This is a genomic window from Sphingomonas sp. JC676 (genome assembly GCF_014489075.1).
GTDB lineage: Bacteria > Pseudomonadota > Alphaproteobacteria > Sphingomonadales > Sphingomonadaceae > Sphingomonas.
The window spans coordinates 335,965-349,757 of record NZ_JACTGR010000002.1 but is presented as its reverse complement, the minus strand read 5'-3'; the positions used below and the strand labels follow the sequence as shown (position 1 = coordinate 349,757).

The window sequence follows — 13,793 nt, the reverse complement described above, 5'->3', positions numbered from 1 at the left end:
TCCGGCCTCTGGGGCCTGGCGCGAGTATGCGGCGGGATTGGCCGCAAGAAAAGGCGCCGCTCGCCGGCGCGCTCCGCGCGGAGCGCGCCGGGTCCTGATCGGACGGGACCGCGCTCAGATTTCCCCAGTCAGGGACAGCGTGAAAGCGCGGGGGCCGTTGGTCTGGTAGATCCCGGCATTGTTCGCGTTCCACACGAACGTGTCGAACAGATTGGTCACCCGCGCACGCACCGTCACCGGCTTGCCCTCGACCTCGAAGCGCTGGCGAAGCCCGGCCTGGAATATCGCATAGCCGGGCAGCGTCGTGCTGTTCGCACGGTTCGCATAGCGCTCGCCGCGGAAGTTGACGCCGCCGTCGATCGCGAGGCCGTCGATCTCGGGCACGCGCCAGGTGAGGTTGGCGAGCGCGATCACTTCCGGCCGGCCGATCGGGTGCGATCCGATCACGCCCGCATCCACCAGCTCGCCGCTGATCTTCGCATCGAGATAGGATGCGCCCAGCACCGCGCTCAGCCGCTCGGTGACCGGCCCTGCCAGCGACAGCTCGACGCCGCGGTGGCGAACCTCGCCCACGAACTCGTACACGCCGGCCGCGTTGAGCCCGGGTAGCGGCTTGCGGATGTCGAAAAGCCCGGCGATCAGCGAGGGCCCGCCGGGGATAGCATATTTCACCCCGAGCTCGGCCTGGCGCGAGACCGTCGCGGACAGCACCGCGCCGCGATTGACCGCGTTGCCCGGCGCCACGCCGGCCTCCTCCAGCCCGCGCGCATAGCTGGCGAACGCGGTGAGCTGCGGCGTCACCGCCCCGGTCAGCGATCCACTGTAGAGCCAGGGCCGTGTCGTCTCGCGCGTCACCTTGCCGTCCAACGCGGTCACCTGCTTGGTATATTCCGCCCGCTGCACGTCCGCGCGCAGCTCGGCCTTGTCGCCGATCGACAGCCGGTAGCCCACGCCCCCGGCCCATTGCCCGACATCGTCGCGCTTGCGACGCGGATCGACGGTGAAGGCGGGCTGCGCGATCTGTACCGGCTTGTCGACATCGGGGAACAGCACCACCGGCAGCGCCGCGCCCGGATCGGTCCGCGACAGGCTGTCCCGCCGCCGCGCCATCACCAGTACACGGTGGGTGAGCGTGCCCGTGGTGAAGCCCTTCGCCGCAGTCAGCTCGGCGGAAAAGGAGCGGAAGCGCTCGCCGCGGAAAGCCTGTGAGATTTCCTCCGCGGGCGCGCCGCCGCCGGGGAAGCGGATCAGGTTGAAATAGGTCCGCTGGTCGTCGACGTCTGAGATGAAGGCCGACGCCCCGAAGCGCCAGCCGTGCCCCGCATCCATCTCGGCGATCAGCCCGCTCTGCGTCGCCAGGGTACGCTGCTGCATCCATTTCTGCGACCGCTCGATATCGCGCAGCACCCGGGGCGGCGGCAGCCCGTCGGCAGTCGCGAACACCGTGTCGCCGCCGCGCGTGAACCAGGTGCGGCTGAGCATGCCGGTCAGCTTCAGCCCCGGCATCGGTGACCAGCGCGGCACCACTGAGGCGGCGATATAGTCCCCGCCGGTCCCGTCGGTATAATCCTGCGAAGGATTGTACTGCAGCCCGCCCGCCACGCCCAGGCTGCCGTCCCGCGTTCCCGCCGAGAAGCGGCTCAACACCACCCAGCCCTGGCCGCCCCACCAGCCCGTCTCGACCGTCGCCCGCGCGCCCGGATCGGGCTTGGCCAGGTCGAACTGCACCACGCCCGATGGCGCCGCGAAATCGGTGCGCAGCGCGTTGGCGCCCACGCGGATTGCCGTCCCTTCCTGCAGGGTCAGCGGAAGCCCGGTGGCGCGGACGAAATAATGGTCCTCGATACGGTAGTTGCCCGCGCTCTGCAGGTCGAAGCCACGCACCTCGCCCTCGCTGTAGAGACCGACCTCCTCGATCCCGATCCGCCGGCCAAAGGCATCGTCCGCCGCGCGCACCACGTCGCCGCTGCCCTGCGGCGCCGGCGCCTGCTGGGCATGTGCGGCCGGGGCGGCGAGCAGTGACATGAAACAGATTGATCTACGCATCGTCCACGGTCCCTTTGCATCCCCCTGCATTGCCCCGCGGGACCTCGAATGCGGCCGCAGCGCATGGGGCGGTGAGGGGATTGGGACGAACGTCCCGCCCGCGTGACGAACGGGCGTTCGCGCGCGCCCGCGCGTGCGCTATCGTCCGCACATGGCATCACGGCCGTTCGAGTCGATTTCAGGCCTCCGCATCTCCGGCACCGGCGCCGGCGTGCTGGCGTTGCTCGCCTTCCTGCTCGGCTATGGCGTGCGGGGTGGGGACGACCCTTCCGCCACCCGACCGATCCCCGGCGACGAGGCGGGGATCCCGTTCGCGTTCGTCTGGGGCGTGCTGATCACGCTCGGCTGGGCGTTCCGCGACCAGCTGCGTGCCGCGATGCTCGGCCCGCAGCGCCAGCGCCTGCTGCTCGTCGCATTGGCCTTCGTCCCCGTGATGGTCGCCGATGCGCTGGCGACGCAGCTTGCCGCCGCCACAGCGGTCGCCCACCCAATGTGCCCCGATCAGATCGCTGCTGCTTCACCCTTCGCCGGCTTCCTGCCGCGCTCGGCGATCTTGGGCGGCACGATGCTGCTCGTCCTCCTCGCCTGGGAGCGCCATTTGCTCGGCCAGGCGCCCCGGCTCCAACCCGCTCCGCTGCCGCACTTTCGCGAGCAGCGGGCTCCCTCGGGCGATTGGCTCGATTTACCCGAGGCGCCCTTGCTCCGCATCCGCGCCGATGACGTGGTGCTGATCCGCTCGGCCGGCAATTACAGCGAGATCGTCGCGCTCGGCCGCGCCCATCTCGTCCGCGCGCCATTGGGTACGCTCGCGGACCGGCTCGCCGCACTCGGCTTCGTCCGCGTCCACCGTCAGACGATCATCAACGCGCGCAACGTTCGCCAGATCTGCCGCGACACCGCGGGCCGTGCGCTGATCCATCTCGATTGCGGCCAGACCGTCCCGGTCGGCCGTCGCTACCTCGCCGCGATCGACGCCCTGACGCGCTAGCCCGCGAGCCTGCGCCGAACCCCGATCAGGGCAACGACCAGCACCGCCGCCGTCATCACCCCAAGCAGGAGCGGATGGCCTTCGCTTATCCTCGGCAACACCAACCCGCCCAGCAGCGCGCCGAGAATGCCCGCGAACACGCTGTTGAACCGCGCCCGATGCGTCCGCATCCGCGCCGCGACGCCGGCCAGCGCGCCGATCGATCCGCCGATCAGGAACAGGAGGAGGATGGGCATGCCGCCAATATGGCGCGTGCCCACGTTAAGGTTCGAGAGGGAATGGAGCGGCGCGCGTGAGAATTGCGTAAAGGTGCAACAAAAAGGCCGGAGCTTTCGCCCCGGCCCTTCCGTGTCTTGCTTGGATCCTGAAGGATCAGATCGCGGCGACTTCCGCGGTATCGACCTTCACGCCCGGGCCCATCGACGACGAGAGCGCGACCTTCTTCAGATACTTGCCCTTGGCGCCGGCCGGCTTGGCCTTGACCACCGCGTCGACCAGCGCGTCGAAGTTCGCGCGCAGGTCTTCCGCCGGGAACGACACCTTGCCGATGCCCGAATGGATGATGCCGGCCTTCTCGACGCGATACTCGACCTGACCGCCCTTGGCGGCCTTGACCGCTTCGGCGACGTTCATCGTCACGGTGCCCAGCTTCGGGTTCGGCATCATGCCCTTGGGACCCAGGATCTTGCCGAGGCGACCCACCAGGCCCATCATGTCGGGCGTGGCGATGCAGCGGTCGAAATCGATCTTGCCGCCCTGGATGGCTTCCATCAAATCCTCGGCACCCACCACGTCGGCACCCGCCGCGGTGGCTTCGTCGGCCTTGGCGCCGCGGGCGAACACGCCGACGCGGACGGTCTTGCCGGTGCCCTTGGGCAAGGTCACCACGCCGCGGACCATCTGGTCTGCGTGACGCGGATCGACGCCCAGGTTCAGCGCGACCTCGACGGTCTCGTCGAACTTCGAGGTGGCGTTGGCGCGCACCAGCGCGATTGCCTCGTCGACGCCGTGCAGCTTCTCAGCGTCGATCGTCCAGGTCTTCTGCTTCTTGGTCAGCTTTGCCATGTCTTTAGCCCTCCACAACCTGGAGGCCCATCGCGCGGGCGGAGCCCTCGATGATCTTTGTGGCCGCCTCGATGTCGTTCGCGTTCAGGTCCTTCATCTTCGCTTCGGCAATCTGCGAGAGCTGCGAGCGCTTGATGGTTCCGGCCGAAACCTTGCCCGGCTCCTTCGAGCCCGACTTCAGGTTGATCGCCTTCTTGATGAGGTAGGTCGCCGGCGGCGTCTTGGTCTCGAACGAGAACGAGCGGTCCGCATAGACGGTGATCACGGTGGGGAGGGGCGTGCCCTTCTCCTGGTCGCCGGTCGAGGCGTTGAACGCCTTGCAGAATTCCATGATGTTCACGCCGCGCTGACCCAGCGCAGGGCCGATCGGCGGCGAGGGGTTTGCGGCGCCCGCGGGCACCTGCAGCTTGATATAGCCGGTAATCTTCTTTGCCATTTGTCTCACTCTGTAGTGGAGCGCGGCTGGCGCCGTGCCCCGTTCAAGTTTAGCGGTCCAAGCGGCCGTGCGAACACGGCCTCCCGCAATTTCCATCGCTGTGACGTTGGAAGCGCGCGCCACTAGCCCAAAACGCCGCCAAAGGCAAACCCCTTGCAATGTAGGATTTGGCTTGAGACCCGTGGCCCATGCCGCGCCCGTTCAATCGTCGCCAGGCGCTGGAGAACCAGGCCTTTCTGAAGGCGCTCCGCCGCACCGGCAATACCCATCTCGCCGCGCGCGAACTGGGCATGCACCGCACCACCCTCTTCAGGCGCCGCGCCAGGCACCCCGCTTTCGCTGCCGAATGGGATGCGGCGCTCGCCTTGGCCCATGCGAACCTGCAGGCGAGCCTGAAAGACCCTTCCCGCATTGCGCCGCACAGGGAAGACGAGCCCCTGATCACCCGCCTCGGCAATGGCCGCCTCCAGCTCCGCCACGCCACACCGCGCCGCCTGACCCGCGCGGGAGAGCAGGCGTTCCTCGCCGCGCTCAGCGCCACTGCCAACATCCGCCTTTCGGCCGCCGCGGCCGGCTTCTCGCATTCGGTCTTCTATCAACGGCGTGAGGCGAGCCCCGCTTTCGCCCGCGAGATGCGCCTCGCGCTCCAGATGGGCTATGAGCGGCTGGAGATGGCGCTGCTCGAGAGCTTCGCGCCCGACAGCCACCGCGACGATGCCTGGCGCCACAACGATCCCCCGCCGATCCCCGCGATGAGCCCGGCCCAGGCGCTCCAATTGCTCTACCTCCACCAGAAGGAGGCGGTCCTATGGGGCGAGCGCCCGGACCGCAGGAAGAAGCGCGGCGAGAGCAGCGACGCCTGGTCGGCGCGCGCCGCGCGCAAATGGAAGGCGGAAAAGGCCTGGGATCGCGAAGGCTATGAGGTGCGCCGCGCCGCCCTGCGTGAAGGGCCGAGACGAAGCCCCCACGAACCGCCCGCGCCCGAGCTACCGGCGCTCGACCAGGTCACCGGCTGGAGCGACGCCGAGGCGGGGAAGGCGCCGTTGGGGGATGGGCGGGCGCTGTTTGGGGGATGGCGGTTGAAGGATTGGGAGGGGTGAGGGCGTTGGTTGGTTAGCCGCTAGCGGAATGTCGAGCGGACGGTTACTTTGCCTTCAGTCAGAATAACGTTGTCACTGCATAGAAGAGCGCGCCGACCGCCGCCGAAGCGGGGATGGTGATGATCCAGGCGGTCACGACATTGCCGGCCACGCCCCAGCGCACCGCCGATGCGCGCCGTGCCGTGCCCGCACCGACCACCGCGCCGGTGATCGTGTGCGTGGTCGAGACGGGAATGCCGAGCCAGGATGCCGTGAAGAGGATGATCGATCCACCGAGCGACGCGCTGAAGCCCTGGTGCTGCGAGAGCTTGGTGATCCGAGAGCCCATCGTCTCGATGATCTTCCAGCCGCCGGTAAGCGTGCCTAGCGCGATCGCGATATAGCAGCTGATCGCCACCCAGTGCGGGACCTCGAACTTCCCATGGAGATAGCCGGTCGAATAGAGCAGCACGGTGATGATCCCCATCGTCTTCTGCGCGTCGTTGAGACCGTGGCTGAGCGAATAGGCGCCCGACGAAACGAGGTGCAGAGCGCGGAAAGTCTTCTCGGCGCCGCTCGCAGTGGCGCGGCGGAACATCCAGCTCGACGCCAGCATGATCAGCATCGCCAGGATCATGCCGAGCGTTGGCGAAAGGACGATGGCCATCAGCGTCTTGTTGAGCCCCGTCCATTGCACGCCCGTGAGCCCGGCATGCGCGACGCCCGAACCGATCAGCCCACCCACCAGTGCATGGCTGCTCGACGAGGGAATGCCCTTGAGCCAGGTCACGACATTCCAGAACATCGCGCCGACCAGCGCGCCGAACACGACGGCGGGCGTGATCAGATCCTTCTCGATCAGCCCCTGGCCGATCGTCTCCGCCACCTTGTGCAGGCTGGGAAAGGCGATCGTCAGGAAATAGGCGGCGAAGTTGCACAACGCAGCAAAGGCGACTGCGTGCACCGGCTTCAGCAGTCGCGTTGCGACCACGGTGGCGATGGAGTTTGCCGCGTCATGCAGGCCGTTCAGGAAGTCGAACGCCAGTGCGACGGCGATCAGGCCTATGAGCAGGGGAAGAGCGAGTTCGTGCACCACGGCTCAGGCGTGATCGATGACGATGCCGTCGATCTCGTTCGCGACATCCTCGAACGCGTCGACGATGCGTTCGAGATGCTTGTAGATCTCCCGCGCGACGATGAAGTCCAGCGTGTCGCTGGCGCCGTGTTCCTTGAATGCGCGCTTCACACCCGCGGTATGGATGTCGTCGGCATGGCTCTCCATGCGCACCAGCCTTTCGGTCAGTTCGTGCAGGCGGGCTCCGTTTTGTGCGACGTTGCGGAGGAGCGGCATCGCCTCCGCGGTGAGCCGCGCGGCATCGACGATGATGGCGGCCATGTCCTTCATTTCCGGCTCGAACGTCGTGACTTCGTACAGGTCGATCGCCTGGACGGCCGCCTGCATCTCGTCGATCGCGTCGTCCATCGAGCCGATCAGGCTGGTGATGGCGCCGCGATCGAACGGTGTGAGGAAGGTTTCCCGCACCGTGCGCAGCACTTCGCGAATGATCTCGTCAGCATCGTGCTCGCGCTCGATCACTTCACGGATATGGTCCGCGTTGCCATCTTGCAGCAGCCGCGACATCGCGTCGGCCGCGGCGACCACCGTGACGGCATGCGCCTCGAACATTCCGAAGAAATTGCCGGTTTTCGGCAGCAGCCGTTGAAACCACGCGAACATATGACTGACCTTCGACTTTTGCGCCACGGCATTGAGAATGCCGGAACGCTGCGTTGCTGCCTTGAATTCGGAGGGTCCGAACGAACGGATGAGATCGCTGAGATCGGGCTCGTCGACCGCCGTTGCGGCGTCGGCGAGGTTGAACCACCGCCGCTCGCGCTGCGCCTGTTCCTTCCAGGCAGGGAGCTCGTGGCTCACCGCCAGCGGGAACACGTCCACGTCGATCATCAGCGAGGCGCCGTTGCGACGCTTCTTGCGATACCGAAACGAGCCGAGAGGCATCGGGCAGACGAGCCCGCGCACCCCCGCTTCCTCCTCCGCCTCCATCGCGGCGGCGGCATGCGGCATCACTCCGGGCGTCGGATTGCCCTTAGGGATCACCCAGCGCTTATTCTCCCGCGAGGTGACCAGCAGGACTCGCACCGGGGCCTCGATCGCACTTCCGTCGGTCCGGTACGGTAAAGCGGCGATCTGGCGAATCTGTCTGGTCCAGGACGGAGGTAGGCGGAGCCGCCTGTTACGATTTTATGTCAGCGTCGCCAACCCGCCTGCGTGCGGGTAGTAGGTTATCCCGGCGCGGAGTGCCGGTCGGGCGGCGAAGTTGCTGATCGAGCGCGACAATCGCATCGCCGTCGACAATGTGTCCGCCGACATCAATGCGATACGGCCAGAATTCGGCGTCCGGGTCCGCAAGCGCCAGCCGGACCATGACTGCGAGCGAACCGGCAGCGATTTCCTCCATTTCCCTGGACGCGCGTTCGTCCGGGCACAGGGCGCGAGACCGATACAGCGTGGCCGGAGCGCTTGGATCCATATCGTCGCGGCCTTCAGCGTCTTGAGATAGCGAATGACGGCGGGTCTATCGCTGGACATGACAGTTTTATGACAATGTGCAACTGATTTGAACAGGGACCCGCCAACCTGGGCCTCGCTGCACCGCATTGGGATGCGGTCGAATAACGGCGTTTTGGTAAGTGGCTTCATTCTGATGGCGGCAAATGAATGCAGTCCGGTCGTTTGAGAGCCTTCCTATCCACCTCACCCGTTCCGATACCCCAGCGCATCGAACGTCGTCGTCAGCCACCAGAACGAAGCCCCGCTGCAGATCGCGACCACGATCATCAGCGCCCAGCCCATCGCCGTCGGCGTCTGCTTCTCGACATTGCGATAGGGCCAGGCGCCGCCGCCGATGAGGAAATAGAGCCCGAAGACGAGCATCGCCGGCACCAGGACGAAGATCGGGATCTGGTAGCGCACCTCGGGCGCATGGGCGCGGGCGGCCTCGAGCGGCAGCCAGATGCCCCACCATCCGAACGCAAGTCCCCCCGCAATCGTGAGCAGCCCGCCCAGCCGATACCAAAGCTTCTGGCCCATATTGTCCTCCGCCCCTGCATGGCGCCGCGCGGGCCTTCCCGCGCACGCGCCGGAATGCATGGGATGGGGCAGGGCGGTGCGCTGCGCAAGCCGGGTGCGTAACGAAAAGGGCCGGAGCTTGCGCCCCGGCCCGTTCGTATGGCCCTCAGCGGTGCCGCGCGGTCAGCGCGCCAGGAGCGCTGACCGCGCGGCACCGCATCACGGCGCCCGCGGCGCCGAAGCCGAGGATCAGCAGCGCCCAGCCTTCCGGCTCGGGCACGCCGCCCGGTTGCAGGCTGCCGAAGGTGACATTGTCCCAGGTGAAAGCGCCCGGCGCGCTCGCAATCACCAGCGAGCGGGCGGTGCCGGCAAAGGCGAGCGCGACGAAACCGAACTGGTCGCTCGTCGCGAACTGGCCGGCCGCTGCGAACCGGCTGCTTGCCGCGGACGGGTTGTTGGCCATGAGCAGGTAGGAGGCGAGCAGGGTTCCGGTGCCGTCGAAGTCCGCATAGATCGACACGGTCGTGTTGGCGTCGCTGGCATAGTCGAAGTTCAGCCCGGTGGTCAGCCCCGCCAGGAAGTTCACGCTACCCATGCCGCTGAGCGAATAGGCCATGTTGCCCTGTTGCGGCTGGCTTGGCGACTGGAAGGTCACCCAATCGTCGTCGAGGAACACATATTGATAGTCCGGGCCGATCTCGCCCAGGCTGTTCGCCCCGCCGGCGTAATAATTGTCGACCTTCGCGCCCGTCGTCATCGCGTTGAAGTTGACGATCCGGGAATCGCCGCTGCCGAACTGCACGGGCGGATGGATTGCGCGGGCATCCTGGGCGGACGCGCTTGCTGCGAAGCATGACAGGATCAACGCCAGGACGGGTCTTATCATGCGAATATTCCTTTCGCAGGGAGATCGGCCTCGTACTTGTAAAGTATTTATACAGGATTTTCTCGGGACTATCTATAGTCACGGAAATCAAATGCCCATGTCATCTTTGGGGCGTTTGTCGTTGATTAGGCTGCAATTCACCCAAAACGAAAAAGGCCGGAGCATCGCCCCGGCCTTTTTTATTCCGCAATGCGGCGAAGATCACTTCACGCGTTCGACGTCCTCGAAGCCCAGCTCCAGCGGCGTGGCGCGGCCGAAGATCGAGATTGAGACCTTGACGCGGCTCTTGTCGAAATCGAGCTCCTCGACGATGCCCGAGAAGGTTGCGAAATTGCCCGAGGTGACCTTGACCGTGTCGCCGATGTCGTAATCGACGCTGACCTTGGTCTTCGGCGCGGCGGCGGCTTCCTCCTTGGTGTTGAGGATGCGCGCGGCCTCGGCCTCGGTGATCGCCTGGGGCTTGCCCATCGATCCCAGGAAGCCGGTCACCTTCGGCGTGTTCTTCACCAGATGATAGACGTCGTCGTTCATGTCGAGCTTGGCGAGGACATAGCCCGGGAAGAACTTCCGCTCGGACTGGATCTTCTTGCCGCGGCGGACTTCCGTCACGGTCTCGGTGGGGACTTCGACCGACTCGACGAAGCGATCCAGGCCCATGCGCGTGGCATCGGACATGATCTGATCGCGAACCTTGCCCTCGAAGCCCGAATAGGCGTGGATGATGTACCAGCGCGACATAATGGTCCCTTTTACGCGGCGAGACGGAGGAGGGTGTTGACGATGAAGTCGAAGCCCGTGTCGATCGCGACGAAGAAGATGCCGAGCAGGGTCGTCATGATCATCACCATGACGCCGGTCATGATCGTCTCGCGGCGCGAGGGCCACACGATCTTCGACGTCTCCTGGCGCACCTGACGCATGAATTCGATCGGACTGGTTCGTGCCACCTGGGCCATCCTTCGCTCAATAAACAAATAGCGACTTCGGGGCATGGGTCCGCTGCCCGGTCCTCTCAGAGGAACCGGCGCTTCCCTACCACGCTGTCGGATTGGGCACCGTATCTAGCGTCGTGCCAGGCGAAAGGCAAGCCGCCGATCAGAGATACGCCACCGCAAGGAAACCGCCGACGATCAGCGCCAGGAACAGCCAGGCGAACAGGTTGAGGCGCTTCTCGATAAAGGCCTGGACGGGCTCGCCGAAGCGCTTGAGCAGCGCGGCGATGATGAAGAAGCGCGCGCCGCGGGTGATCGTGCACAGGATGACGAAGAGCGGGAAGTTGAAGTGCGCGACGCCGCTGGCGATCGTGACCAGCTTGAACGGGATCGGGGTCAGCCCCTTCAGCAGGATGATTGCGGCGCCGTACTCGCCGTACATCGTCTGGAACTGCCCGATCTTGTCCTGCATGTGGTAGAGCTGGATCAGCCACTGGCCGACGCTCTCGAGCAGGAAATAGCCGATCGCATAGCCCAGCATCGCGCCGAGGACCGAGGCGACCGTGCAGACCGTGGCGATGAGGTACGCCTGGTCGCGTCGCGCGATGACCATGGGCACGACCATCGCATCGGGCGGAATCGGGAAGAAGCTGCTCTCGGCGAACGAAACCGCGGCCAAAGCGCGCAGCGCGTGGCGATGGTGCGCCATGCGCAGGACCCAGTCGTACAAGGCGCGGAACATGCTGCTATTTCCCCGGGGTCGCCTCGAACGGCAAGTGGCAGGCCTTTATGTACGATATCCGAAATTGTCTATGGGATAGAGTCTGAGGACATCGCCGCCCGTGTGCGCAGTTTGCGGCTAACTAGCGCGCTGCCTCCTTCATGGAATCGAGCTCGTATTTCAGTCGTGACCTCGGCCTTTCGTAGAGGGTGGCCGCGCCGCTAGCCGGGGAGCTTTCGTCAAGCGCTTCGGCCAGCTCCACCTCGCGCGGATCTGGGGAATGTCGAGATTTGGTGGCTTAACGGACGCAGCGATGCGCAATGCCAGCGGAACGGTCGCCAGCCGGCGCCAGGTCAGCATAGCCATTTGTGTGCGCCGAGCGACAGGGTCGCCTCTGCGTTCAGTGGCCCATCGCCCAGCGCCTGCAGGTTCGCTTTGAGTTGCTCTCGTGTGCGCATTCCCGTGGCGGCCGTCGCGATCGCAGGGTGAGACAGGCAAAAACGTAAAGCCAGGTCCGGAACCGATCTGTTGAACGATGCGGCCGTGCTGGCGAGCATTTCGACGCGCTGCGATGTTTCTCGCCAATGCTCGTCGTAGAAATATTCGGCGCGCCAATCGCCTCGCGGATAGGGTTGCCTCATGCGGGCAAGCGCACCGTAGTAGAGCGGAGCGCGGGCGATCACTCCGACATCGTGTTCGATGCACCGGGGAAGCAGCGCCGAAGCCGCGCCCTGATCGAAGACGTTGTACATTACCTGGACCGAATCCACTGCGCAGCTGGCGACGACTTCGAGCGCGGCATCGACGTCATGATCGAAGAGCGATACGCCGCAGCCGGCGATTTTCCCCTCCCGGCGCAGGCGGGTCATCGTCTCGAACCAATCGCCCTCGCCCAGCCATTCGGGACACCAGGCATGAAGCTGCTGGAGCGCAAGGCGTTCGACGCCTAGCCCGGCAAGCAGCGAATCGGTCTGGGCGCGGATATGGGCGCCGGGATAGGCCTGCTGCACCGGGACATGGGGGGAGGGGAGCTCGAAGGGCGCGCGCGACGCGACCCGGGCGAAAACATGGACGCGATGGGTCGCGTTTTCCTGTCTGAGGAGTTCACCGAGAAGATCGATCACCTCCCGATCGTCCGCGGCGATCTCGAAGGCGTTGATTCCCTGGTCGAGCGCCATCGCGACCATTGCGCGCGCTTCGGCGCGATCGGAGCCGGGTGCCGCCAATTGCGACGTGCCGATCGTGCATTCGGAGACCTGAAGTCCCGTCCGCCCAAGGCGCCGATAGCGCATCAGGGCGGATCCGAAACCGCCGTGATGACTACCTGCAGGCCCGGGGATCGCCGGTTCGCCCAGGACGAGCGGTGATAGGCGCCGACCTGCGCGGGGGTTTCGATCCGGTGGATGCTGACCGCGCCCGGCGTGACCTCGATCTCCCTCTCGGGATCGACCAGGAAGGGAAAGTGCCCTGACATCATCGCCGCGAGCTGGATCGGGCGATGTGCCCATAGCGTCTCCACCGGCGCACCGCTGCGCAGCACTTGCGCGTCGAGCCGGCAGAGCAGCGGATGCTCGCGGCGCATATAGGCGCGGTGGAGGCGCGCGTTGATATTGTCGGCCGGCGTCACGCGCATGCCGGCGGGTCTTCCCAACGGCCACAAAAGGCGGAAGGCGGCCCGCTCATGGACGCGATCGACGTGCCAGACCAGGTCGCCCGGCGCGAAATAGGTGCGGATCGCCACCGATGCCCGTGTCTCGGCCAGGGCTCCGGCAAATTCGGCGAGTGCGGCGATGTCCGCGGCGAGCTCTGCCCGTTCACAGGCGAAAACGCCGGGTCCGAGGATCCTGTCCGACACCATGGCCAGCGCCGCATCCGGCTCTAGCCGGTTGAGGTCGAGCTTAAAGCCCGGCGCGCGCAGCAGCGCCCGGATAAAGTCGCGATAGGCGAGATCGTCGAGCGGCGGCCGGGCCATTTCGAGCGCGCCGATCGCCGAACGGTCGAGCATGTCGCGTGCCGCTTCGGGCGCCATTGCCGGTGCAATGCTCGCCAGTTGCGCCATCGCGCTCAGCGCTCGAGTGCCCGCGCATGCGCCGGCGCTGCCTTGTCGGCCGGTAGCTTCCGGATAGTGCGCACGAGGCAGCTTCGGCTACCGCTGCCGCTGGCGTCCGGGACGATCAGCTCGACGGGGCGGCCTGGACAGATCCGTTCGCCGCCGCGCGATCGGATGCCGATGCGCATTGCCCAGTTCGCATCCGGACAGCCGGGGGAGAGCGTGAGCTCCCAGGTCGCGCGCGTGCCGATATGGACCAGCACGCGATCGGCGCCTGCGTCGTCAAAGCCGGTGATCTCGGACGCCCAGAAGCAGGCCCGTTGGGTCTGGGCCGGCCTGGCGGGCGACGCGAAGGAGGTGATCGCGAGAACCGCCGGAACCAGCAGGCAGACCCGAAGCATCCGATTCTCTCCCGATCAGGCGCGGATACGCGAAAGCCAAAGCGGCATGGCTTGGGGCGTTGACCTCTCCGTGCGCGCTCCGGCCTTTCTCGACCTGC

At 66.1% G+C, this 13,793-nt stretch carries 17 protein-coding genes; 2 read left to right on the top strand and 15 right to left on the bottom strand.

The genetic code is table 11. The features are described 5' to 3' along the window. Positions 1–114: 114 nt before the first annotated feature. Positions 115–2,046 carry a TonB-dependent siderophore receptor gene (locus IAG41_RS08505; protein WP_187728183.1) on the bottom strand — a complete coding sequence of 644 codons (1,932 nt, stop codon included), beginning with the start codon at positions 2,044–2,046 and terminating at the stop codon, positions 115–117. A gap of 133 nt (positions 2,047–2,179) precedes the next feature. Between IAG41_RS08505 and IAG41_RS23460 the strand changes: the two genes are divergently transcribed. After that, positions 2,180–3,034: a LytTR family DNA-binding domain-containing protein gene (locus IAG41_RS23460; protein ID WP_187728182.1), complete on the top strand. Its 855-nt coding sequence runs from the start codon at positions 2,180–2,182 to the stop codon at positions 3,032–3,034. Here IAG41_RS23460 and IAG41_RS08495 read toward each other — a convergent pair. The 3 genes from IAG41_RS08495 to rplK all read right to left on the bottom strand — a co-directional run bounded on the left by IAG41_RS08495 (position 3,031) and on the right by rplK (position 4,535). Then, positions 3,031–3,270 carry a hypothetical protein gene (locus IAG41_RS08495; RefSeq protein WP_187728181.1) on the bottom strand — a complete coding sequence of 80 codons (240 nt, stop codon included), beginning with the start codon at positions 3,268–3,270 and terminating at the stop codon, positions 3,031–3,033. The genes IAG41_RS23460 and IAG41_RS08495 overlap by 4 nt on opposite strands. Positions 3,271–3,406: 136 nt before the next feature. Beyond that, the gene (rplA, locus tag IAG41_RS08490) at positions 3,407–4,099 is read right to left on the bottom strand and encodes a 50S ribosomal protein L1 (protein ID WP_187728180.1); all 693 of its coding nucleotides are present in this window, start codon (positions 4,097–4,099) and stop codon (positions 3,407–3,409) included. Positions 4,100–4,103: 4 nt separating this feature from the next. Next, on the bottom strand, positions 4,104–4,535 hold the full coding sequence (gene rplK, locus IAG41_RS08485; RefSeq protein ID WP_187728179.1) for a 50S ribosomal protein L11: 432 nt from the start codon (positions 4,533–4,535) through the stop codon (positions 4,104–4,106). A gap of 188 nt (positions 4,536–4,723) precedes the next feature. Between rplK and IAG41_RS08480 the strand changes: the two genes are divergently transcribed. Further along, complete coding sequence (locus tag IAG41_RS08480) at positions 4,724–5,635, top strand: helix-turn-helix domain-containing protein (protein ID WP_187728178.1); 912 nt, start codon at positions 4,724–4,726, stop codon at positions 5,633–5,635. 58 nt (positions 5,636–5,693) lie between these two features. On the opposite strand, the gene IAG41_RS08475 is transcribed toward IAG41_RS08480, so the two are convergent. The 11 genes from IAG41_RS08475 to IAG41_RS08425 form a co-directional block, all read right to left on the bottom strand. Beyond that, positions 5,694–6,707, bottom strand: coding sequence for an inorganic phosphate transporter (locus IAG41_RS08475; protein WP_187728177.1), 1,014 nt, complete (start codon positions 6,705–6,707; stop codon positions 5,694–5,696). A gap of 6 nt (positions 6,708–6,713) precedes the next feature. Further along, entirely contained in the window at positions 6,714–7,775 is a 1,062-nt protein-coding gene (locus tag IAG41_RS08470; protein ID WP_316251119.1) for a DUF47 family protein, read from the bottom strand. A 94-nt stretch (positions 7,776–7,869) separates the two neighbouring features. Beyond that, complete coding sequence (locus tag IAG41_RS08465) at positions 7,870–8,094, bottom strand: hypothetical protein (protein ID WP_187728176.1); 225 nt, start codon at positions 8,092–8,094, stop codon at positions 7,870–7,872. A gap of 296 nt (positions 8,095–8,390) precedes the next feature. Beyond that, entirely contained in the window at positions 8,391–8,726 is a 336-nt protein-coding gene (locus tag IAG41_RS08460; RefSeq protein ID WP_187728175.1) for a hypothetical protein, read from the bottom strand. Positions 8,727–8,871: 145 nt separating this feature from the next. Then, positions 8,872–9,591, bottom strand: coding sequence for a PEPxxWA-CTERM sorting domain-containing protein (locus IAG41_RS08455; protein WP_187728174.1), 720 nt, complete (start codon positions 9,589–9,591; stop codon positions 8,872–8,874). Positions 9,592–9,792: 201 nt separating this feature from the next. After that, positions 9,793–10,329, bottom strand: a complete 537-nt coding sequence (gene nusG / locus IAG41_RS08450) for a transcription termination/antitermination protein NusG (RefSeq protein ID WP_187728173.1) — start codon at positions 10,327–10,329, stop codon at positions 9,793–9,795. Between the two features lie 11 nt (positions 10,330–10,340). Continuing rightward, positions 10,341–10,538 (bottom strand): preprotein translocase subunit SecE, encoded by a 198-nt coding sequence (secE, locus tag IAG41_RS08445; RefSeq protein WP_187728172.1) that lies wholly within the window; start codon positions 10,536–10,538, stop codon positions 10,341–10,343. 148 nt (positions 10,539–10,686) lie between these two features. Next, positions 10,687–11,265 (bottom strand): YqaA family protein, encoded by a 579-nt coding sequence (locus IAG41_RS08440; protein WP_187728171.1) that lies wholly within the window; start codon positions 11,263–11,265, stop codon positions 10,687–10,689. A 332-nt stretch (positions 11,266–11,597) separates the two neighbouring features. Beyond that, positions 11,598–12,536, bottom strand: coding sequence for an aldo/keto reductase (locus IAG41_RS08435; RefSeq protein WP_187728170.1), 939 nt, complete (start codon positions 12,534–12,536; stop codon positions 11,598–11,600). Beyond that, positions 12,536–13,303 (bottom strand): hypothetical protein, encoded by a 768-nt coding sequence (locus IAG41_RS08430; protein WP_187728169.1) that lies wholly within the window; start codon positions 13,301–13,303, stop codon positions 12,536–12,538. Before IAG41_RS08430 ends, IAG41_RS08435 begins: the two co-directional genes overlap by 1 nt. A gap of 5 nt (positions 13,304–13,308) precedes the next feature. After that, on the bottom strand, positions 13,309–13,695 hold the full coding sequence (locus IAG41_RS08425; RefSeq protein WP_187728168.1) for a DUF6491 family protein: 387 nt from the start codon (positions 13,693–13,695) through the stop codon (positions 13,309–13,311). Between the last annotated feature and the right edge of the window lie 98 nt (positions 13,696–13,793).